At 58.4% G+C, this 19,686-nt stretch carries 19 protein-coding genes; 14 read left to right on the top strand and 5 right to left on the bottom strand.

The window, feature by feature from the left end; genetic code table 11:
- Positions 1 to 188 precede the first annotated feature (188 nt).
- The 4 genes from QEH57_RS03760 to QEH57_RS03745 all read left to right on the top strand — a co-directional run bounded on the left by QEH57_RS03760 (position 189) and on the right by QEH57_RS03745 (position 4,141).
- Positions 189 to 1,517 carry a cytochrome ubiquinol oxidase subunit I gene (locus tag QEH57_RS03760; RefSeq protein ID WP_309005344.1) on the top strand — a complete coding sequence of 443 codons (1,329 nt, stop codon included), beginning with the start codon at positions 189 to 191 and terminating at the stop codon, positions 1,515 to 1,517.
- Positions 1,518 to 1,578: 61 nt separating this feature from the next.
- Positions 1,579 to 2,589 carry a cytochrome d ubiquinol oxidase subunit II gene (locus QEH57_RS03755; RefSeq protein WP_309005343.1) on the top strand — a complete coding sequence of 337 codons (1,011 nt, stop codon included), beginning with the start codon at positions 1,579 to 1,581 and terminating at the stop codon, positions 2,587 to 2,589.
- Positions 2,590 to 2,665: 76 nt separating this feature from the next.
- The gene (locus tag QEH57_RS03750) at positions 2,666 to 3,619 is read left to right on the top strand and encodes a YafY family protein (RefSeq protein ID WP_309005342.1); all 954 of its coding nucleotides are present in this window, start codon (positions 2,666 to 2,668) and stop codon (positions 3,617 to 3,619) included.
- 75 nt (positions 3,620 to 3,694) lie between these two features.
- Positions 3,695 to 4,141 carry a cytochrome b562 gene (locus QEH57_RS03745; RefSeq protein ID WP_309005341.1) on the top strand — a complete coding sequence of 149 codons (447 nt, stop codon included), beginning with the start codon at positions 3,695 to 3,697 and terminating at the stop codon, positions 4,139 to 4,141.
- 175 nt (positions 4,142 to 4,316) lie between these two features.
- Here QEH57_RS03745 and rpmB read toward each other — a convergent pair whose 3' ends face one another.
- Together rpmB and QEH57_RS03735 are read right to left on the bottom strand one after the other, a co-directional pair.
- Positions 4,317 to 4,547 (bottom strand): 50S ribosomal protein L28, encoded by a 231-nt coding sequence (gene rpmB, locus QEH57_RS03740; RefSeq protein WP_309005340.1) that lies wholly within the window; start codon positions 4,545 to 4,547, stop codon positions 4,317 to 4,319.
- Between the two features lie 86 nt (positions 4,548 to 4,633).
- A complete protein-coding gene (locus tag QEH57_RS03735; RefSeq protein WP_309005339.1) occupies positions 4,634 to 5,671 on the bottom strand; it encodes an SAM-dependent methyltransferase in 1,038 nt (345 codons plus the stop codon).
- Positions 5,672 to 5,775: 104 nt separating this feature from the next.
- On the opposite strand from QEH57_RS03735, the gene tsaD reads away from it, so the two are divergent.
- The gene (tsaD, locus tag QEH57_RS03730) at positions 5,776 to 6,810 is read left to right on the top strand and encodes a tRNA (adenosine(37)-N6)-threonylcarbamoyltransferase complex transferase subunit TsaD (protein WP_309005338.1); all 1,035 of its coding nucleotides are present in this window, start codon (positions 5,776 to 5,778) and stop codon (positions 6,808 to 6,810) included.
- A 44-nt stretch (positions 6,811 to 6,854) separates the two neighbouring features.
- On the opposite strand, the gene QEH57_RS03725 is transcribed toward tsaD, so the two are convergent.
- Complete coding sequence (locus QEH57_RS03725) at positions 6,855 to 8,144, bottom strand: isochorismatase family protein (RefSeq protein ID WP_309005337.1); 1,290 nt, start codon at positions 8,142 to 8,144, stop codon at positions 6,855 to 6,857.
- Between the two features lie 138 nt (positions 8,145 to 8,282).
- Here QEH57_RS03725 and QEH57_RS03720 point away from each other — a divergent pair, with 138 nt between their 5' ends.
- On the top strand, positions 8,283 to 8,846 hold the full coding sequence (locus QEH57_RS03720) for a hypothetical protein (protein WP_309005336.1): 564 nt from the start codon (positions 8,283 to 8,285) through the stop codon (positions 8,844 to 8,846).
- A gap of 67 nt (positions 8,847 to 8,913) precedes the next feature.
- Here QEH57_RS03720 and QEH57_RS03715 read toward each other — a convergent pair whose 3' ends face one another.
- Positions 8,914 to 9,294 (bottom strand): hypothetical protein, encoded by a 381-nt coding sequence (locus tag QEH57_RS03715; protein WP_309005335.1) that lies wholly within the window; start codon positions 9,292 to 9,294, stop codon positions 8,914 to 8,916.
- Positions 9,295 to 9,623: 329 nt separating this feature from the next.
- On the opposite strand from QEH57_RS03715, the gene QEH57_RS03710 reads away from it, so the two are divergent.
- Positions 9,624 to 10,517, top strand: coding sequence for a hypothetical protein (locus QEH57_RS03710; RefSeq protein ID WP_309005334.1), 894 nt, complete (start codon positions 9,624 to 9,626; stop codon positions 10,515 to 10,517).
- A gap of 99 nt (positions 10,518 to 10,616) precedes the next feature.
- Here the strand turns inward: QEH57_RS03710 and QEH57_RS03705 are convergent, their stop codons facing one another.
- Positions 10,617 to 11,771, bottom strand: a complete 1,155-nt coding sequence (locus QEH57_RS03705) for a porin (protein WP_309005333.1) — start codon at positions 11,769 to 11,771, stop codon at positions 10,617 to 10,619.
- A 459-nt stretch (positions 11,772 to 12,230) separates the two neighbouring features.
- On the opposite strand from QEH57_RS03705, the gene QEH57_RS03700 reads away from it, so the two are divergent.
- The 7 genes from QEH57_RS03700 to QEH57_RS03670 all read left to right on the top strand — a co-directional run bounded on the left by QEH57_RS03700 (position 12,231) and on the right by QEH57_RS03670 (position 19,653).
- Positions 12,231 to 13,070 carry a phosphate ABC transporter substrate-binding protein gene (locus QEH57_RS03700; protein WP_309005332.1) on the top strand — a complete coding sequence of 280 codons (840 nt, stop codon included), beginning with the start codon at positions 12,231 to 12,233 and terminating at the stop codon, positions 13,068 to 13,070.
- Positions 13,071 to 13,239: 169 nt separating this feature from the next.
- On the top strand, positions 13,240 to 14,832 hold the full coding sequence (gene pstC / locus QEH57_RS03695; protein ID WP_309005331.1) for a phosphate ABC transporter permease subunit PstC: 1,593 nt from the start codon (positions 13,240 to 13,242) through the stop codon (positions 14,830 to 14,832).
- A gap of 9 nt (positions 14,833 to 14,841) precedes the next feature.
- Positions 14,842 to 15,984: a phosphate ABC transporter permease PstA gene (gene pstA / locus QEH57_RS03690; RefSeq protein WP_309005330.1), complete on the top strand. Its 1,143-nt coding sequence runs from the start codon at positions 14,842 to 14,844 to the stop codon at positions 15,982 to 15,984.
- 58 nt (positions 15,985 to 16,042) lie between these two features.
- Positions 16,043 to 16,825 (top strand): phosphate ABC transporter ATP-binding protein PstB, encoded by a 783-nt coding sequence (gene pstB, locus QEH57_RS03685; RefSeq protein WP_309005620.1) that lies wholly within the window; start codon positions 16,043 to 16,045, stop codon positions 16,823 to 16,825.
- A 95-nt stretch (positions 16,826 to 16,920) separates the two neighbouring features.
- Positions 16,921 to 17,589: a phosphate signaling complex protein PhoU gene (phoU, locus tag QEH57_RS03680; RefSeq protein WP_309005329.1), complete on the top strand. Its 669-nt coding sequence runs from the start codon at positions 16,921 to 16,923 to the stop codon at positions 17,587 to 17,589.
- 47 nt (positions 17,590 to 17,636) lie between these two features.
- Complete coding sequence (locus tag QEH57_RS03675) at positions 17,637 to 18,479, top strand: class I SAM-dependent methyltransferase (RefSeq protein ID WP_309005328.1); 843 nt, start codon at positions 17,637 to 17,639, stop codon at positions 18,477 to 18,479.
- A 91-nt stretch (positions 18,480 to 18,570) separates the two neighbouring features.
- Complete coding sequence (locus tag QEH57_RS03670; protein WP_309005327.1) at positions 18,571 to 19,653, top strand: tetratricopeptide repeat protein; 1,083 nt, start codon at positions 18,571 to 18,573, stop codon at positions 19,651 to 19,653.
- The last annotated feature ends 33 nt before the right edge of the window (positions 19,654 to 19,686 follow it).

Raw genomic sequence — 19,686 nt, 5'->3', positions numbered from 1 at the left:
TTTCGTCGGTGATTCGAAGGGGTGAGTAGAGCTTTTTCGGCGTTCGGCAGGGCTGCGATTCGTATGAGGGGCGAGACTGGGGCGGATCAAGGCGGCTAATAGTTTTCCTGTTTAGCTGGATATGCGGCTGGCGAGGCGTTTGGTAGGTGATGCCTGATTTCAATTTAAACGCCTAACCACGTATTGCCATGGACGCGTTCGTCTTGTCGCGTATCCAGTTCGCGGCCAACATTACTTTCCACATCCTTTTCCCTTCGATCACTATAGGGCTCGGGTGGCTGTTGCTGTACTTCAAATTTCGCTTCCAGCGCAGCCAGGACGACAAGTGGATGGAGCTGTACTTTCTCTTTACCAAGATCTTCGCCCTGACCTTTAGCTTGGGAGTGGTGAGCGGGGTGACGATGTCGTTCCAGTTCGGCACCAATTGGCCGGGCTACATGAACACGGTAGGAAACATTGCAGGACCGCTGCTGGCCTACGAAGTGCTGACGGCATTCTTTTTAGAGGCGAGCATGTTGGGGATCATGTTGTTCGGGTTTCGGCGGGTGAAGCCTTGGGTGCATAGCGTGGCGACGTTTTTGGTAGCTGCAGGCACGACCTTATCCGCTTTTTGGATACTGGCTTTGAATAGCTGGATGCATACTCCGCAGGGGTTCGAGATGATCGACGGCGTGGCTCATGCGACGAGTTGGCTGGAGGTGATCTTCAATCCCTCGATGCCGTACCGGTTTGCGCATGCGGTTCTGGCTTCGGGACTGACGGTGGCCTTCTTGGGGGCTGGGCTGATGGCGTATAAGCTCTTGCGTGGAGATAACGGTCCGGCGGTGAGGGCTGGGCTGAAGTCCTGCTTGTGCCTGGCGGCTATTTTGGCTCCGTTGCAGTTGGTCGTCGGGGATCTCCATGGAACGAATACGCGCGACTACCAGCCGCAGAAGCTGGCCGCCATGGAGGCTCTTTGGGAAAGTGGCGAGGGGATACACTTGAGCTTGTTCGCGTTGCCTGACGAGGAGGCGAAGGAAAATCGGATGGAAGTTGCGGTGCCGAAGCTCGGGAGCTTGATCGTCACGCGCGACTTGAACGGGTACGTGCAAGGCTTGGACGCGTTCGAGGGAGAGCATCCGCCGGTGGCTCCTGTGTACTGGTCATTCCGCATCATGGTGGGAACCGGAGGGCTGATGATTTTTGCCGGCTTGTATGGAGTGTGGATGTTGTGGAGGAAGCGTGAGCTGCCGCGGTGGTTTTTGCAGTTGTTGAGGGGCATGACTTTAGCGGGCTGGGTGGCGACGGTGGCTGGTTGGTATGTGACGGAGATCGGTCGTCAGCCTTGGCTCGTGTATGGCGTGCTGAAGGCGGAGGACGCGGTTGCGGATATCGCTCCCGCGAATGTGGGGGTGACTTTGGCAGCCTATTTGCTGACGTACGCCGTGCTGCTGGTCGCTTACGTGACGGCTCTGTTTTATCTTACGCGGCACGCGAAGCAGAGCGGCGACGTGAACCGAAAGCCGAATCCAGTGTGAAGGGTGCGGAAGCGAATGATGTTCAAAGGCGAGAGCTGAAACCGGTAGCGGGAATTGTGTAATGAATGATTTGATACAAGATGGGGCTTGGCTGCCGTTCGTGTTCGCCTTTCTGATTGGGTTTTCGATGCTGCTGTACGCGGTGCTCGATGGCTACGACTTGGGGGTGGGCTTGCTTTCGCGTTTCGTGGAGCGTCCCAATAGGGATCGCATGGTGGGCTCGATTGGCCCGTTTTGGGATGCGAACGAGACTTGGCTGGTGCTGGGTGTAGGCCTGTTGCTGGTCGCATTTCCGGAGGCCCATGGGGTCGTGCTAGGGGAGCTTTACCTGCCGGTGGCGATCATGTTGGTAGGTCTGATTTTTCGGGGCGTATCGTTCGATTTTCGCAAGAAGGTGGCGCCGGAGAAGCAGGAGGGGTGGGACCGGGTTTTCTTTCTCTCTTCGCTGGTGGTGGCCTTGAGCCAAGGCTATATGGTGGGCCGTTTCATCGTCGGCTTTCAGCCTGGGTGGGTGAGCGAGCTGTTTTCGATCTTCTTCGGCTTCCTGGTGGTGGCCGGCTATGGATTGATGGGGGCGGCTTGGTTGATTTTGAAAACGGAGGGGGAGTTGCAGCGTTTCGCGGTCAAGTGGGCGCGTCGGGCGATTTGGGCCATGGTGCTGGGGGCGGTTTTAAGCAGCTTGACGGCGCCTTTCGTGCACACGCGGATCTACGATCGCATGTTTGCCTTTCCGGAAGCGACCTTGCTGATCGCCATGCCTTTGGTTTCGATGCTGCTGACGGTGATCATGCACTTTTTGTTGGGAGCCTTGCCGATGCCGGGGGATCGTTTGGCGGCGATGCCGTTTGCGATCTCGGTTGCGATCTTCGTGCTCGGTTTCGTGGGTTTGGTGTATAGCTTTTATCCATACATCGTGCCTGGGAGCTTGAGGATCGTCGACGCGGCCGCGGCTCCGGAGTCGCTCATGGTGATCTTGATCGGGACGGGGATCGTCTTTCCGTTTTTGATCGGCTACACCATTTTCGCCTATCGGGTCTTCCGGGGCAAGGCGACGGACTTGAGCTACGATTGAGGCGCGTGTCCCCTTGGCGGGAGGGGCTCTCATTGGGATTGCCTGATCGGCTCGGGGCGGATTGCTTCGGAGCTTCATGAATCGGATCGACAGGTTGATGGGGACGATGTTGCTGCTGCAGAGTCGTCGGGTGACGCGGGCGGAGGATATCGCCGAGCATTTCGAGGTGAGCTTGCGGACGGTGTATCGCGACGTGTCGGCGTTGAGCGAGATTGGGATTCCGGTCGTGGCAGAGGCGGGTGTCGGCTATTCGTTGATGAAGGGTTATTTGCTGCCGCCGATTATGTTTACGGAGGACGAGGCGGCGGCTTTGGGGATGGCGGGACTCGCCCTTAACAAGAGCAGCGACCCTTCGCTGGAGGCGTCCATCCGCTCGGCTTTGCTGAAGGTAAAGGCGGCGTTGCCGGAGTGGCAGCGGGATCGTTTGGAGCGGGTGGAGGAGTCGGTGGTTTTTGGCTGGAGCAGTCATGCTCCCAAGCCGGACGGGGCGGTTGCGCGGCTGGTGGATTTGCAATCTTCGCTAGCGGAGTCGAAGGCTTTGAGGATTGCTTACCAGGCGGGCGGGCGCGGGGAGGTGACGATGCGGGAGGTCGAGCCGCTCGGCCTGATTCATTACCTCGATTATTGGCACTTGATCGCATGGTGTCGCTTGCGGGAGGGCTATCGCGACTTTCGCCTGGACCGCATCCAGCGGCTGGAGGTTCTGGAGGGAAAGGTAACCCGGGAGCGAAGCTTCGATTTGCAGGCCTATTTGGCTGAGCAGCGCGAGCAGGGGGTGAGTTTGGAAGCGAAGGTGCTTTTCGATCCCTTGTCGGTGGGGCGGGCGCGTCGGGAGTGGTCCTTGGGCTTGGCGGGCGAAGAGGAGGTGGAGCAGGGGGTGGTGCTGACTTTGCGGGCAGGCGACTATCAGTGGATGGTCGGTTGGCTGCTGTCTTTTAGGACCGGAGCTCGCGTGCTCGAGCCGCTGGAGTTGCGTGAGTTGTTGGCGGAGGAAGCGAGAAAGCTTGCGGATCACCACGCCAAAGCTTGAAGTCTGGGGAGGCAGGGCGAGCGGCCTTGCTCGATAAAGTCGTTTATTGAACCCAAGTATCCACCCTTTGAATATATGAAAAAGAATACGCTGCTGTTTTTGGTCCTTAGCATGATCCTGTCTTCCCAATACGCTCTCGCCCAGCATGACGAAGGGCATGAGCACACGCCTCTCGAGGAGGAAATGGAACATATCGGCGACGCTTGGAAGCTAGTCCGCCGGGCGATTCGCGATCCCGAGCAGTTTTCTGCAGCGGCGGAGCAGGTCGCGATCATGATCAAGCATGCCAAGAAATCTATCGATATGGAGCCGAGCTTGCTGGCCGAGCAGGACGGGGCCGAGGCGAAGAAGAAATTCCTCGAGGGCTACCAGAAGGGGATGAAGCAAACCCTTGCCTTGCTCGAGGAATTGCATGCGGCATTGGAGGCAGGCGACCAGACGGCTGTGGCAGCGACCGTGGACAAGATCAACGACGCGCGCAAGAAGGGGCACAAGACTTACAAGCCTGAAGACAAGGATTGATCGATCCGATCCCAGTTTGCCGGTAGGGGCAGCTGGGGTAATTCAGTTTTTTAGGAATTCCCGTCGCTTTTGGAGCGGCGGGAGTTTTTTGTGCTCGCCGAGGGAAGAGGGCGCGAAAAAGCCGCTCTCCGAAATTGGAGAAGCGGCTGTTTGAAAGTGTTAGTGGAAAAGGGGCTTATGCCTTTTCAACGAGACCGGCCTTGATGGCCTTCACGCTGACCCACATGCGCTTGATTTGACCCGAAGCGAGACGGACCTTAACGCGCTGGACGTTTGGACGGAACTTACGCTTGGTAGTCTTCGTTACGTGCGTGCCGATGCCGCCGCTCTTTTTTGCCTGGCCCTTGCGGTGGATGATAGAGCCGGTAGTTGGACGTTTGCCTGTGATTGCGCAGATTCTTGCCATGTCGGAAATTGGTTTGAGAAACGGGGAAGAAATGGTTGGGGAGGAGGCTTGGCAAGAACCAAATGGAATATTTTGGGATGCGGGCTTTAGCTTTGGGCTAGCAGGTCCTCGGGGCATCGGATGGCGGAGAGGGCTTGGAACTTTTGCCCCATCATGGCTGGGTGCATCAACTCCTTGAGCTTCTGGCGGATAGGCGCGAAGGCCGGGAGGGTCGGATCGAAGGCTTTTTGCAGGAAGTTGGGGGCTCGGTGGACGATAAAGGCTTCTTGGCTTTGCAGGGAAAGCTTGCGGAAGGAGGCCTTTTGCAGGGCGTTTTCGAGGTGGTCCCAGCAAATATGGTGGGTTATGTCGATGGCTCCGGGCGCTTGAAGGATGTCTGGCAGCTGCTGGTGGCGGTAGTAGGCGCGGGCGCTGCCTTGGGGGGTGTCGGCGGAGATCGAGTGCCAGGTTTTGCCGTAATCGAAGGCGACGAAGACGCCGGACCAGTTTTTTTCTAGGAGGAAGCGGGCGAGGGAGCGAGCGCCGGTGGGCAAGTCGGCGGTGTAGCCGACTGGCAGATCGCGGGGCAGCTCTTCTATATAGAGAGAGGCTTCTTCGCTGGCTTGCGCGCGGGGCGCCCAGGACAGGTTTTGTCCGTCGAGTTTGACGCCGTACTCGATCCAACGTTCGCCGTCGAAGCGGACCTGGCGGAAGGTTTGGGCGTCGAAGAGCTCGTTGGAGAAGACGACGGCGGGGGAAGGAATCTCTATTTCTTGGCCGATCCCGATGGCGCGGACGCTTTTGAAGGGGCTTTGTTGGGAGTCGAGCAGGGTGCCGTTCGGTTCGGCTCCCAACTCCACCCAATGGGTGTCGGCTGGTGCGAGCTTGGCTGTTTCGAGAAGGGAGCAGGTCGCTTCCACGACGATTTCCGCGAAGGCTTCCTTGAGGCTGACGGAGGTGTAGAAGTCGGAGTGGGGGCTTTTTCCGACCCGTTCCTGCTGTTTGCAGTAGTAGCCGTGCTGGGGGTGGTAGAGGGCAGTTTCGACGAAATCGGGGAGTTCGATGAATCCGTCCGGACCGGCTTTGGCGGCGAGGGCGGCGAGCATTTCGGGGGACGGTTTGGGCAAATCGTTCATCGCTGGCATGGTGACGATTGGCAACGAGACAGATCTGGCGGGAAGAGTCACGCTCTTTGAGCTGGCCTATTATTGTTGCGGGAGGAGGCGGGAGTCGTAAGCAGTGGTCTATTATGTTGTTGGCTATCGAAAGTTCCTGTGACGAATCGGCTTTGGCGCTTTTCGAGCGAGGCGTCGGCCTGCGCGGCGAATGGATCAGTAGCCAGGTGTCCTTGCATGCTGAATACGGCGGGGTGGTTCCGGATCTCGCTAGCCGGGAGCATCTCAATAACTTCGCCCCTTTGCTCGAAGCGGCCCGCCGCGAGGTGGGTTTCGAAGGGGTGACGGAAATCGCGGTGACGACCGGCCCCGGTTTGGCCGCTTGCTTGGCGATGGGGTTGGCGGTTGCGAACGCGCTGTCCTTGGCGTGGAAGGTTCCGGTATTTGGCGTGAACCATTTACGGGCGCACGCCCATTCTCCTTTCGTGTCGCTTTACGAGGAGTGTCCTGAAGATTTCGATACGCGTTTAGCCGATGCGTTTTTGCCGCACTTGTCGCTCATCGTTTCTGGTGGAAACACGATCTTGGCGCGCATCGAAAAGGATCGTTCCTTGTCGATCTTGGGCCAGACGATCGACGATGCGGCGGGGGAAGCTTTGGACAAGGGCGCGAAGCTGCTGGCCCTTGGCTATCCGGGCGGACCGAAGCTCGAGAAGCTGGCGGTAGGCGGCGATACGAAGGCTTACCAATTTCCGCGAGGTCTGGTGGGCAAGCCTCATTTGGATTTCAGCTTTTCCGGACTGAAGACGAGTTTGCGCTACCAGGTTGAGAAAATGGGAGTCGAGGCTGCTGAAGCCGATCTCGGGAATTTGTGCGCGTCTTATCAGGAGGCGGTAGTTGACGCTTTGATACGAAAGAGCGACAAGGCTCTAAAGGGCGGTGGCTTCAAGAGCATGGGCTTGTCGGGCGGCGTTTCTAACAACGCGGTTTTGCGGGCTCGCTTCGAAGCCTTGGGCAAGAAGCGCCGCGTCAGGAGCCTGTTGGCTCAGCGTTGCCATACTGGCGACAATGCCGGGATGATTGCGTTTAGCCATGTATTCGAGAAACGAGTACAGGCTCCTGGTATGCTGGATATCGCACCAAGCATGCAGCTCGACGCGACCGTTTAGCGGACGAGTGGGGGCGGCTTGTGGAAAGTCCGCCTAGCCCTGAGTTATTCCTCCTCGACCTTCTTAGCGACTTTCTTGGCGACCTTTTTGGCCGCTTTCTTGGCAACCTTCTTGGTCGCTTTTTTGGCGGCTTTCTTAGCTGCCTTTTTGGCGGCTTTTTTAGCGGGAACTTTTTTGGCTGGCGCGTTTTCTACGGAAGAGTCGGAAGCTTCCTTGGGCGCCGGCTTCTCCTTGGGTTCTGGCTTGGACTCAGGGGCGGGCGCTGACGATTCCGCCTTGGGAGCGGAAGCGTCGTCGCGTTGCTCGGGCTGAGGCTTGCGTTGCGGGCGCTCTTGGCGGTCGCGGTCCTGGCGCTCGCCGCGTTCGGATCGCTCGGGTCGTTCGCCACGTTCGTTGCGTTCTTGGCGTTCGTTGCGCTCTGGACGTTCGCCACGTTCTGTGCGTTCGTTGCGCTCGGAGCGATTGTCGCCGGAGGGTTGGGGATCGCCGTCGCGGCGGTCGCGGTCGCGTCCACGTCCGCGTCCACGGCGGCGTCCGCGCTTGCGGTTGCGGCGTTCTTCGGAGTCGCTGTCGCCTGAGTCGTCGCGGCGGTCCTGGTTTCGTTCCGGACGGTTGTTTTCGGATTTTTGTTCGCTGGCCTCTTCGCGCTGGCTGGGCTCGGGGCGGTCGCTGCGGGACGGCTGGGGCTTTTGCGGGCGCTCGGGCGTTTCGTCTACTTCGGCGGGGCGGCTTTGCAGGTAGGCTTCCAATTGGAAGTCGTCTGCGGAGAAGGCTTTCACGATTTGGGTGAAGGCCCGGAAGTAAGGGTTTTGGGTGTCCGAGAGGAGCGAGTAGAAGATGGTTTCGGAGGGGAGGACTTGGCAGCCCATGCTGCGCAGGGCGTCGAGCACGGGGGCTTCGTCCTGGGGACGGCGGGCTCCGAGGCAGTCGCTGAGGAAGGTGAGGTCGATGTCTTCTTCGGTGGCCTGCAGTCCGGTTTGGTAGATGCAGATGGGAGTTTCCAGGCCGACGATGAGGAGGTTGTAGATTTCCTTGTCGCGGAGGAAGCGGTCGAGCCCGGGGGCTCCGAGGGCGGAGAAGCTTTGCTTGGCGAAGACGCGGGGGTTGCGGGCAAGCTTGAAGAGCTCGCTGTTGGTGCGGCCCATCTTTTCGGGGGCTTGCTCGGTGAAGAGGGTGTGAATCTTCAGGCAGCGGGCGGCTTCGATGGCGAATGCGGCGCGTTTTTTGAAGGTATCCTTGTCGCTGATGGCATCGATGAAGGCGTCTTGGGCATCGATGACGAGAAGGGCTACGGAGTCTAGGATTTCGGGGCGAACCTTGCGGTTTAGTTGCATGCCAGGTTGGTATCGGTTGAGTTTCGAGGCAGCGTGCCCCGTAAGAGCCTGACCTTAAAGAGCATTCTCGGCGCATAATCAATCCGAAGCCCGAAAATTTTCTAGCCAGTTGGGCGTGGGGAATAATAGTGGGGAAATATGGAATGGCATATCACCCCTATCGCTCGGAAGTCTTTTCACTCGGACGTGGAATTTGCGAAGGACGACGCGATCGCTTGCGCTTTGGTCAAGACGGACGAGGGAGAGCTGGTGCGGGTGGACGTGCTGATCGCCGAGGCGAACAAGGTGGAGATGCCGGGGAAGGTGCTGTGTCGCTGGACCCAGCGGTTCAAGCCGAAGCCGAACGACGGCAAGGAGGAGGCGGAGGCCTTGAAGCTGACCGCGGATAACCTTTTCATCAGCTTTTTCGAAGGCGAGGAAGAGGGGATGCTTTCCGAGGAGAACGCGGAGCTGAAGCATTTCCTGGGGCTGATGCTGGAGCGTCGCCGGGTACTGCGGGTGAAGGCTCGCACGCGAAAGTACACCCGTTACGTGCATCGGCCGTCCAAGCGCGAGTTTTTGGTGCCGGCGGTGGACCTGGATCCGAAGTTCTTCATCGAGAACGAGGAGAAGCTGGCCTTCCTGGTGGATGGCGGGGATGTCGACGAAGAGGGCGGCGACTCGGACGGCGGCGACGCGGACGAGGAAAAGGCGGACGCGTAGGCGCGGGCTGGCCTTGGCGGGAAGCTCGGGCGGGTTCCTGCGGTTGTGGACATTGCGGGGCGGTCGCTTAGCGGAGTTCCAGCAGGGCGGTGTCGATGCTCAGGGCAGCGGCTTTTTGCTGGCGGGAGCTTTGGCAGGGCGGTTGCTGAGCCAAGGCGGCTAGTTCTCGGAGGAGTTCGACGGCGAGCGTCTGGCAGACGGGTCGTTGTTCGGCTGCGGCGAGCTGGCGGGCGAGGGCTTGGATGGCTTGGGCGAGGCTGGTGTGGGCGGAGCTCGGTCGGTGCGGTCGCCGGCAGTAGCGGAAGCGTTGGACCTTGGCGCGTGCGGCGTAGGCGAGGACGCGTTGGCAGAGCGTCGCGAGCGCTTCCGGCGCCGCGGCGCTTGGGAGCGGGGTGGCGGCTGGGAGGGCGGGCGATGCTTGGGAAGATGCGAGTTCAGTGGCTGTCATGGTTCGTTGCGTTGAAGTGGTTTTTGGAAAACAAAAACGCCCGAGGCGTGCGGCCTCGGGCGTTTTAACGAAAGTGGTTTTTGTCGAATCGCGTTTAGTTTCGACGCGTGCCACCGGCCCGAAGCGTGATTGCTTTGGTCATCATAATGGTGGTGGTGGCAGTGATGTTGTTCATCGGTATGGTTTCGAAACTAGGAAAGAGGGGACGTCTGTCAAGGTGGGCTTGCGTGGGCAGGGCATCCTAGCGAAGTTTTGATACGTAAGTTCTTATGGTGAAACGGAAAAGCTTCTTCAGGCAAATTCTCCCACTGCTGATCTCGCTAGCGATTATGGGGGGATTGTCCCTGATGGTGAGGAAGTTCGAGCGGGAGGCTCCACGTCCTTTCGATCGCTTGATCGTGGAGGTTTTGCCGGAATTGCCGGACTTGACGGGGCGTCCGTTGGAGCTGATCGAGCGGTTGGAGCGGGCTCACGGGAACCTGGAAGTGGGCGAGCTGCAGCGGGACGCCTTGGTAGAGCTGGCCTACCTTTACCATGCGAACGGTTTTTTCCCGCAGGCGGAGTCATGTTATTTGGGGCTGGAATCGTTCAAAGTCGAAAACGCCCGGTGGCCTTACCTTTTAGGAGTTCTGAAGCTCGATCGCCAGGACCAAGCCGTTGTTGCGACGCATTTTGCTCGGGCGATCCGGCTGGATCCTACGAACTCGCTGGCCTACCTCCGCTTGGGAAACGCCTACCTGAAGGGCAGTCTCCTCGAGGAGGCCGCGACCGCCTTCGAGTATCGGCTGCTCGGGGCGCCGGGGGATGCTTGGGCTAGGGTGGGCTTAGGGCGCGTCTCCATCGCCAAGGGGGATTGGGGCTCTGCTCGGAATTGGTTGGAGCAAGCGAATGAGAAGATGCCGGAATTGGGGGCTGTCTATGAGCTTCTTCCCGAAGTGTATTTGGAACTTGGGGACGTAGAGTCTGCAAAGAGGCTGCGCCAAAAGGGGGAAGGTCTCGACCTCGTCTACGAGATGAGGGACGAGCAGCTTTTGTTTCTGCAGGACTACTGTTATGATCCCGACTTGTTGCTTCGGTTTGCCAAGGAGGCCCGCTCCCATGCGGACTTCGATCGTGCCTTGGGGCTTTTGCAACGCGCGGTTTCGCTCGAGTTGGAAAATGCGGATGCGTTGTTGGAGTTGGAAAAGTTGATCGGCCAGATTGAAAAGCTGGCAGCGGGCTAGAGCGGCGGGCTTTCCCTTGCCGGCGGCAGGTACCAAAAAAAGATCTTCGCCCGGGAAGGCGAAGATCCAAAGTTTAAGAGTTCTGGTATGGGGCGCGGTTTAGAAGTAACTGCGGAAGGCTGCCCAGAAAGTGACACCTTCGATTCCAAGACCTGGCGCTCCGTCGATTGATTCGTATTCGACGCCGGTCATGATCTTAACGTAGTCGTCCTCGATGTAGTAGTTGAGTCCCGCGTAGAGCGTGTGGTTGGTGTCGCCGGAACCTGTTCCTACTCCGTCGTTGCGAGCGACGCGACGTAGTCCGCGGCTGCTGCTGCTGGTGGGAACGCCTGTCTGGTCGGTGGAGTGACCGTATTGGTAGCGAAAGGCAGCTTCTAGCTTGCCGGTAATGTAGAAGCTAGGGACCACGACGAATCCGTAGATGTCCTCGCTGCCTTCGTTTCCGTAGGTCACGTTAGCGAGTACGTTCACGTCGCCGTAGGTGCGGTTGTAGGTAAGCGAGGTTGCCCAGTCGAAGTCGAAAACGGACTGATCGTTTGCGGAATCGTCAGCGTAGATGAAGTCGGCGGTGAAGCTTCCTTCCATCGCGTCGAACTCCACGCCTGCTTGGAAGGCGGTGCCGTCGGACCAGCCGGCCAAGGTTTCGGAATCTCTCTCGGTGGAGAATATTCCGAAAATGTAGTTAACGTCGTTTTTCTCGCCGTTGAGGACGATGCCGGTTGGGCGAAGGCTGCCGAAGCGGTTGTTTATATTGCTGCGTTCGACCGTCTTTATCTTCTTGGAGGAAACGCGTTCCTCGCCGCCGAACAGGACCTTGTAGCGCCCGTAGCCGATCGTCCCCTTGTCAAAGCCGAATAGGCCTTCCTTGGAGTAGTCGACGTAGAGCTCGTCGAAGCTGCTGTAGCCGATGCTGGTGTCGCGGAAGCCGCCCTTTTCGAAGTTGGCCCGGCCGAGCGCCTTGAAGCCGTCGAGGAACTTGACGGAAACGCCGGCGCGGAGGCGTCGTAGCTCGTCGCCGTTGCCGCTGAACTCGTTGCCGGCGCTTTCGCCGTCCGAGTAGTTCCACTGTTGGTGTACGCGACCAAAGAACTTAACCTCCTGGATGGAGGGATTGTTTTTGTCGGAGTAGACTTTCCCCATGGATTTGAGGGAGTCGGCCCAGCTGTTCTCGCCGTCCGCCGCCGAGGCGGTAGGGACGGCCAGAATGGCGCCAGCTGCGAGCGTTGTGATTACGAGGTTTGTGAGTTTGTCCATAGAATCGTTCATGAGCTGTTTTTTTTTGTTAGTTCAATCCGATAACTCGAAAACTACACAAACGTAACGCGGGCGTAACAAAACGGGCGGAAATTTATCAAAAACCCCACGATGTTACGGAAAAGAACCGCAGATGTAACAAGAGGGTCCGGAGTGTAACAAAACAGGCGCGTGGCATTGGCTCTTTATTACGCTTTGTTTGAGCGGATTTTAGAGCTTTGCTGCTGGTCTTTATTATCCCTTTGACGCTGGAATCGGGCGTAATGTTACGGCGGGGTTACGGAAGTGTTACGGCGAAGTGAAGAGTTTGTATAAGCCATAGAATCCACTCGCTAAGCGGGGATCGGGTCTATTCGTCTGCTTTCGTAATCAGATCAAGCATCGGCAGCCTAGCTTCAATCGCAGCGATCCGCGGGTGCAGGCTTCTGAAACCTCTTACAAACAAGTTGTACTACAGAAATGAAAACTAAGGTCTCTAAAACTATCTCTCTAAAGCTCGCCGCTTTGGCTCTCGCTTTCGGCCTCTCAGGAATTGCTTCCGCCGCCGAAAAAATCGTAATCAAGGGTTCCGATACTCTTGGAGCGAAGATGGTCCCTCAGCTCGCCGAAGAGTTTAAGGCGATCAAGTCGAAGCAAGGAGTTGAGGTGATCTTCGAAATCGCTGCTGAAGGTTCCTCTACCGGTGTTGCCGCAGTCATCGACGGCACGGCCGATCTCGGCATGTCTTCCCGCGAGGCCAAGAAGACAGAAGAGTCCAAGGCGCTGCTCAAGGGCGTGAAGATGACTCCAATCGAAGTGGCGAAGGACGGCATCGCTATCATCGCCAACGAGAAGAACCCCATGGATTCGATCACTTCCCGCGAAGTGGAAAAGATCTTCACGGGAGACGTAGAGGACTGGAGCTCCATCAACGGCGTTTCTGGCGGAATTTCGATCTACACCCGCAACACGTCCTCCGGGACTTACGCGGTGTTCCAGCAGATGGCTTTGCGCAAGCGCGACTACGCTCCCTCTTCCCAGAAGATGGCGGGCAACGAGCAGATCGCTTCCGAGGTTGCCAAGAACCCGAACGGAATCGGCTACGTTGGCCTCGCTTACCTGAGCACTCCTGGCGTTAAGACCCTTCCTGTCGACGGCGTTACTCCTGAGAAGTCGAGCTACCCGTACGCCCGCCCTTTGTACTACTACTACAATGGCAACAAGGAGATGCGTCCCATCGTGAAGGAGTTCGTCGACTTCTGCTTGAGCAAGGAAGGCCAGCAGATCGTCAAGGACGTGCACTTCATCTCCATCCTTTAACAGTCAATTCTGAGTTTTGTAGCTGCGGCGTTCTCGAGCTCCTTTGAGGACGCCGCTTTTTGTTATTACTGTTGGATTTCAAATGGCGCAATTGTGTTACAAAATCGAAATTCGGTTGATTTGCCCTGTTGCTCCGACAGCACTGACCGCCTTCTATTCCCGAAGTTAAATGACTAAAGAAGCAGAGACCAATCGCTATGACCTGCACTCGCGAAGCAGGCGTATCCTAGGCCTAGACAAGGACCAGGCTCTCAAGGGCCTGTTCGGCGGGAACGCTTTGGTTTCGATCATCGTGCTCGCCCTGATCACCTTCTTCTTGTTCAAGGAAGGGGCGGGATTCTTCGGCCAGTACCGCCACGAGATCGAGCTCTACCGCAGGTCGGGGCTCGAGTACGTGGAGATCATGAAGGAGGAGAGCAGCTCCTACACGGAGTTGAACCGCTACCTCAATTCGATCAAGGGGGAGCATGCCACGATGCTGAAGGAGCAAGGCTTGTCCTTCTCGGAAGCGAAGGCCGAGCTCGCCTCCTACGAGGATTTTATCTACGACTTCGAAGACCTCGGCTATCCGCTCAGCGAATACGTGCTGGAGATGAACGAGATCGCCATCGGCGCCCGCGACATGTACGTGGAGTCGGCCAACTATCGCGAACACCGCGAAAACCTTCTGGCCCTCGGGCGCGACGAGGAGGCGGCCGAGGTCGAGGTGCTTGACGTGGATCTCAGCCTGTTCGTCGGGATGCTGAAGGAAGGGGAGCCGGACTTCCTGGCCATCAACGACAAACTTGCCGCTGGGATCGAGCGCTTGACCAGCGATCTCCCGACGATCGGCGTCGCGAAGCTGGACGAGAAGATGCAGCGCTTCAGGCAGCTCGCCCTCATGTTCGTCGCCGAGATGGAGGGTTACGAAACGCGGCTGAAGGAGTGGGATTCCCAAGCTCCGGTCGGCATGGGCGTCGCTTTTGCCTCGTTCGTTTTCGGAAAGGACTGGGTAACCAATTCCTCGATCCAGGACTGGTATGGCATTCTTCCGCTTTTCACCGGTTCGCTGCTGGTGGCCTCGATCGCGATGGTGATTGCGATTCCCTTAGGAGTCGGGGCGGCGATCTACATCAACCAGGTGGCCACGCCGGCCGAGCAGAACTTCATCAAGCCGTACATCGAGTTCATTTCCGCGATCCCCTCGGTGGTCATCGGATTCTTCGGTATCGCCGTTTTCGGGGAATTCGTGCGCAGGGCTTCCGGATGGGCCATCTTTTCGGGCTTCGACATCTTCCCTATCAGCGAGCGGCTGACGGCCTTCACGGCAGGTTGCCTGTTGGCCTTGATGGCCATCCCGACGATTTTCACTCTGGCGGAAGACGCCATCAACAATGTGCCCAAGGCTTTCAAGGAAGCCTCGCTGGCGATGGGGGCGACGCGCCTGCAGACGACGATGCGTATCATCGTGCCGACCTCGCTATCGGGCATCATTTCCGCGATCCTGCTCGGATTCGGCCGCGTGATCGGCGAAACGATGGTGGTGCTGCTTTGCGCCGGCAACCGGATCGAGATTCCGGATTTCACCAACGGGGTCGCCACCTTCTTCGAGCCGGTCCACACCATGACGGGCATCATTGCTCAGGAGCTGGGCGAAGTCGTCAACGGAAGCATCCACTACCGAGCCTTGTTCATGGTCGGGATGGTGCTCTTCCTGCTCTCTCTCCTAATCAACTACCTGGCTCAGAAGATCGTTCTGAAGTACCAGATTTCACGAGGCTAGTTTCCCAAGATGTCCGCAACAGCAACACTCCGCAAAGAGCGCCCTGTCGAAGGGCTTGGCTTCCACAAGAAACCGTCCAAGGCGAAATCGACCGAAAGGGCAGTCTTCTGGCTCTTCCGCCTCGGCACTTACTTCATCCTGCTCTGCGCCTCGGTCATCTTCCTGACGATCATCTTCAAGGGCAGCCAGACGGTATTCCAAAGTTCCTTTCCCTTCGTGAACGTCGAGTTCCTGACGGAGGCGCCCCAGACCTTGCACGTTTTCGAATACGAGGGCGAAAAGTACGAACTGAGCGATAACAACTTCCGCGCTTTCGAAGCGGAGAGGGGAGTCGAAATCAAGACCGACACCTATGCCTATTCCGGCGGCGGCATTTGGCCCTGTATCGTGGGCACGGTACTCTTGGTGGTAGGCGCCATGACCATTGCCCTTACTCTCGGCGTCCTGAGCGCCATCTTCCTCAGCGAGTATTCCAAGCCGGGGAAGATCCTCAACGCGATCCGCCTCTCCATCTTGAACCTGGCAGGGGTACCTTCCGTTGTATTCGGGATTTTTGGACTCGGCTTCTTCGTCTTGGCGGGACCGATCTTTTCCTTCAGCCCCTTCGAAGGCTATGACTTCCAGTTCTGGCCGCTGCCGATCTACTTCGGTTTCGCCGGTTGGAACGTCTCTCTGTTGGCCGGTTGCTTCACGCTCGCCTTCATGGTCCTGCCGATTGTGATTTCAGCCAGCGAGGAATCGCTGCGAGCGATCCCGCAAGGCCTGCGCGAAGCGTCGCTAGCGTTAGGGGCCAGCAAGTGGACGGCGATCCGCACCAATGTGCTTCCCTACGCCATGCCCGGTATCCTGACCTCTTCGATCATCGGGGTGGCCCGTGTGGCGGGCGAAACGGCTCCGATCATGTTCACGGCCGCCTACGCCATGCGAGACCAGCTTCCGTGGGAAGGCTTGGAAAAGTGGTCCGACTTTTTCTTCCAGGGCGTGATGGCCCTTCCTTATCACATCTACGTGGTGAGCGCGAAAATCCCGCAAAACGAGTACACCGAGAGGATGCAGTACGGCACTGCCTTCGTCTTCCTGGTGATCGTCGCCGGAATCGCTCTCGCTTCCATCCTACTGAGAATCCGCATGCGGAAAAAATATCGCTGGTAATATGGCACTCGTTAAAGACAATCCTTCCGTAACTACTTCTTCCAAGACTCGCTCGTCCATGGCCAACGATAAGCCTGAACCCAAACGTCCGCTCATTCGCGTCTCCGATTTCGACTTCTACTACGGAGAGAAGCAGGCCCTCTTCGATATCAATATGGATATGAAGGAGAACGAGGTCACTGCCTTCATCGGTCCGTCCGGTTGCGGCAAGAGCACCTTGCTGCGCTGCATCAACCGCATGAACGACCTCGTGGAGGTGGCTCGCATCGGTCGCGGCAAGATCGAGGTCAACGGGGCCGACATCTACGACCCGCGCGTCGATACCATCGAGCTGCGCAAGCGGGTAGGCATGGTTTTCCAGAAGTCCAACCCCTTCCCGAAGTCGATTTACGAAAACGTGATCTACGGCTTGCGCATCCAGGGCATCAACAAGAAGCCGGTTCTGGACGAAGCGGTGGAGCGTTGCCTCAAGGGGGCGGCTCTTTGGGACGAGGTGAAGGACCGCTTGGACACCAGCGGACTGAGCCTGTCGGGCGGCCAGCAGCAACGGCTCTGCATCGCTCGCGCCCTCGCGGTGGAGCCGGATATCTTGCTGATGGACGAGCCATGTTCCGCTCTCGACCCAGTGGCCACTGCCAAGGTCGAGGAGCTGATCCACTCGCTCAAGAACGACTACACGATCGTAATTGTAACGCACAACATGCAGCAGGCGGCTCGCGTTTCCGACAAGACGGCTTTCTTTTATCTCGGCAAGCTTATCGAGATGGCGAAGACCGACGAGATCTTCATGAGCCCGAAAAACGAGCAAACCGAGGCCTACATTTCCGGCCGCTTCGGTTGATCCGTAGCCTGCTCCTTTCGATTTTTTATCCATCCAATCCAAATTCAGCCTGACTCCGAGCGGCGTCTCGGATTGCCAACTTCTATTCCACACCCATGAAGCGCTATTTCCACGAAGAGCTCGAAGACGTAAGATCCCATCTGATGTTGATGGGCGAAAAGGCGATCGCCAACGTCAACCTCGCCATGCGGGCGATGCTCGAGTCCGACCTCGCGGCTGCCAAGCAAGTGCGCGCCGCGGACGATCGGATCGACGAGATCGAAAAGCAGATCGACGACGAGGTGGCGCGCTACATCGGCCTGCGGGCTCCGGTCGCCCGCGACCTCCGTTTGCTGTTCGTAGCCATCAAGGCCAGCCATGACTTGGAGCGGGTGGGCGACGAAGCGGCCAGCATCGCCAAGCGTACCGGCAAGATCCTCAAGGCGGGGCGCGCGACCGACGACTTGGGACGGCTGCCGCGCATGTGCGAGCTCGCGGTCGGGATGCTCAAGGACGCGCTGCATTGTTTCATCGACGAGGATTCGACTCGCGCCATCGCGATTTCGGAGCGCGACAAGGAAGTCGATTCGCTCAATCGCGAGAATTTCCGCTACTTCATCGACGTGATGAAGAACGATCCTTCGCTGGTCGACTACGGCACCGAGATGGTCTTCATCTCTAAGTCCATGGAGAGAATCGCTGACCATGCCCAGAACATCGCCGAGGAAGTTTATTACCTGTTGACGACGCATTCGCTCAAGGAAGTGCTCGCCGACAAAAAGTAGTTCTAGGCTTTACCGGAAAGGCGGCATCGCACCAGAGTGTGCCGCCCATGAAGCCTGCCCACGTCCACTTGCTCTCCGCTGCCGCTGCCGAAGCGTCGCGATGGGCGAGCGAGGCGGATTTTTCGAAGCGGCGGATCCGTATCTTGGACGTCGGTTGCGGATACGGGCAGCTGCTGGTCGATTTGGTGGAAGCTTGGCCTCGTCTTGGCCTGGAGCTTCCGGAGGTCGAGGTTTATGGCTTCGAGGTCTACGATCATCGGGCCGGCAGTCCCGGGTATTGCGCCGCGGTGGTGAGCCAACTTTCGCGAGCCGTTCCTGCGGTGGAATGGGCGGATCGAATTCGCTTTGCGGCGGCCAACGAGCCATGGCCCTTTCCGGATGGATTTTTCGATCTTTGCATCTCGAACCAGGTGCTGGAGCACGTACAGGACCTGCAGGGCTTTTTCGGCGAAGAGCGTCGGGTGGCGAGGCCGGGCGGGGCGAGCCTGCATTTCTATCCTTCCGAGGAAACTTGGGTGGAGCCGCATTGCGGCGTTCCTTGGGCGCATCGGGTGGATCGCGCTCGCCTGCGGAAGTGGCTCCGCGCTTGGAGTCGTTTGGGAGTGGGGAAGTTTCCCGGCTACCGTCGCTCCCGGGGAACGACCTTGGAGGCGTTCTGCGAAGAGTTTTACCGCTACCTCGGGCGTTACGTCTTTTTTCGCTCGAATCGGCAAATCTCGGCCTGGGCGGCGGAAGGCGTTAGCAGTTCGGGTTTCGGCTATGGGCGGGAGCTCGTGGGGCGAGGCTTGCGGGACGATTGGGAGCCGTTCCCATACCGGTTCCAAAGGCGGCTGAGCGGGAGGTGCGGCTTGGCTCGCTGGGGTAGCTGCACCTTGGCGAGACGGTTTTGATCCAAGGATTTCGCGTCGCAGAAAACCTTGCCTAGGCGAGCTAGCTTTGCCCAGTGTAGCGACCCCAAACCCCGATCCCCAATTTAGAAGAATGAAGTCTCCTATTATCCTTTCCCTCTGTATCTTGGCTGCCTCAGGCGGCTCCATCGGTTCCGCTCAAGAGCAGAACGCAGCTCCGAGCGGCGCCGCGGAACAGGCGACCGCGAGCGCGAATCCCGAGCGGGAAGCCTTGCTCGAAAAGATTCGCGCCCTCTTGCAGGACGTGGAGGAGAACGGGGCTAGCCTGGAAAAGCTGGACCAGCTCGGCGACCTTTACCTGCAGGGCGGCGACGCGCAGCGGGCCATCCTCGTTTTCCAGAAAGCGATCGCGGACCACCAAGGGAGCGAAGCGATGTTCGTCAAGGTGGCTCGGGTCATGGGGATCGTCGGCGGTCCCGAACATGCGGTGAACGCCCTCAAGCTGGGACTGGAAACCTTTCCCGAATCGGAGCTCCTAAGCTACGAGCTGGGCAAAGCCTACATCGGCTTCGGCAAGCCGTACGCGGCCATTTCCAACCTCAAGAAGGTCCTCGCCCTGGATCCCGGCAAGGAGCAGTACCGCTACCACTTGGCGGACGCCTACCGCTTGCAGAAGAAGTGGGCGGAAGCGTCTGAGATCATCGATGCCCTGATCGAGGAGGGGACGGATACCGTCGAGGTGCATTTGATGAAGGGCGACCTTTTGTTGGCGCAGGGCGAACACCGCGACGGGGTTCGTTTTCTGGAGGACCTGTTGGAGGAGCATCCGGAATCGGAGAGCGTGAAGCAGGTACTGGTGCATGCGTATCAGCTTTATGCTTACGCCGAATCGGAGGGCGGAAGGTTGAGCCGAGCGGTGCGAAGCATCAGAAGCGCGCTCGAGGTCGATCCCAGCAATGGCGAGTCGCAGCTGGCCTTGGGGTCCTTCCTCAATGAGCTGGGCGAGTACGAGGAAGCGGAATCGACCTTTAAGGCTTTGCTGGAGCAGAACCCCAACTACTTAGACGCCTACGTCTTTTACGGCCGGATGCTGGAGGCGCTCGATCGCACGCCCGAAGCGGCCAACGTCTATAAGGACGGCTTGTCCAAGGCGCGGGAGCTTGGGGTCGAAGGCGCCGTCAACGCGTTTCGGCAATTGCTCCGCGTGAAGCTCTAGAGCGTTCGGCGGATTCGCTGAAGCTCGCCGAAT

Origin of the sequence: Pelagicoccus sp. SDUM812005 (genome assembly GCF_031127875.1) — a bacterium.
In the GTDB taxonomy this organism is placed as follows: Bacteria; Verrucomicrobiota; Verrucomicrobiia; order Opitutales; family Opitutaceae; genus Pelagicoccus.
The sequence above is the reverse complement of the archived record's forward strand: the minus strand, read 5'-3'. Positions and strand labels throughout refer to the sequence as shown.

Coding starts and splice junctions, on each gene's coding strand:
- phoU (WP_309005329.1), top strand. CDS start 16,921: ATGAAGCGCTATTTCCACGAAGAGCTCGAAGACGTAAGATCCCATCTG.
- QEH57_RS03760 (WP_309005344.1), top strand. CDS start 189: ATGGACGCGTTCGTCTTGTCGCGTATCCAGTTCGCGGCCAACATTACT.
- QEH57_RS03670 (WP_309005327.1), top strand. CDS start 18,571: ATGAAGTCTCCTATTATCCTTTCCCTCTGTATCTTGGCTGCCTCAGGC.
- pstA (WP_309005330.1), top strand. CDS start 14,842: ATGTCCGCAACAGCAACACTCCGCAAAGAGCGCCCTGTCGAAGGGCTT.
- QEH57_RS03675 (WP_309005328.1), top strand. CDS start 17,637: ATGAAGCCTGCCCACGTCCACTTGCTCTCCGCTGCCGCTGCCGAAGCG.
- QEH57_RS03700 (WP_309005332.1), top strand. CDS start 12,231: ATGAAAACTAAGGTCTCTAAAACTATCTCTCTAAAGCTCGCCGCTTTG.
- rpmB (WP_309005340.1), bottom strand. CDS start 4,547: ATGGCAAGAATCTGCGCAATCACAGGCAAACGTCCAACTACCGGCTCT.
- pstB (WP_309005620.1), top strand. CDS start 16,043: ATGGCCAACGATAAGCCTGAACCCAAACGTCCGCTCATTCGCGTCTCC.
- tsaD (WP_309005338.1), top strand. CDS start 5,776: ATGTTGTTGGCTATCGAAAGTTCCTGTGACGAATCGGCTTTGGCGCTT.
- QEH57_RS03715 (WP_309005335.1), bottom strand. CDS start 9,294: ATGACAGCCACTGAACTCGCATCTTCCCAAGCATCGCCCGCCCTCCCA.
- QEH57_RS03710 (WP_309005334.1), top strand. CDS start 9,624: ATGGGGGGATTGTCCCTGATGGTGAGGAAGTTCGAGCGGGAGGCTCCA.
- QEH57_RS03750 (WP_309005342.1), top strand. CDS start 2,666: ATGAATCGGATCGACAGGTTGATGGGGACGATGTTGCTGCTGCAGAGT.
- QEH57_RS03720 (WP_309005336.1), top strand. CDS start 8,283: ATGGAATGGCATATCACCCCTATCGCTCGGAAGTCTTTTCACTCGGAC.
- QEH57_RS03735 (WP_309005339.1), bottom strand. CDS start 5,671: ATGCCAGCGATGAACGATTTGCCCAAACCGTCCCCCGAAATGCTCGCC.
- QEH57_RS03745 (WP_309005341.1), top strand. CDS start 3,695: ATGAAAAAGAATACGCTGCTGTTTTTGGTCCTTAGCATGATCCTGTCT.
- QEH57_RS03705 (WP_309005333.1), bottom strand. CDS start 11,771: ATGGACAAACTCACAAACCTCGTAATCACAACGCTCGCAGCTGGCGCC.
- QEH57_RS03755 (WP_309005343.1), top strand. CDS start 1,579: ATGAATGATTTGATACAAGATGGGGCTTGGCTGCCGTTCGTGTTCGCC.
- pstC (WP_309005331.1), top strand. CDS start 13,240: ATGACTAAAGAAGCAGAGACCAATCGCTATGACCTGCACTCGCGAAGC.
- QEH57_RS03725 (WP_309005337.1), bottom strand. CDS start 8,144: ATGCAACTAAACCGCAAGGTTCGCCCCGAAATCCTAGACTCCGTAGCC.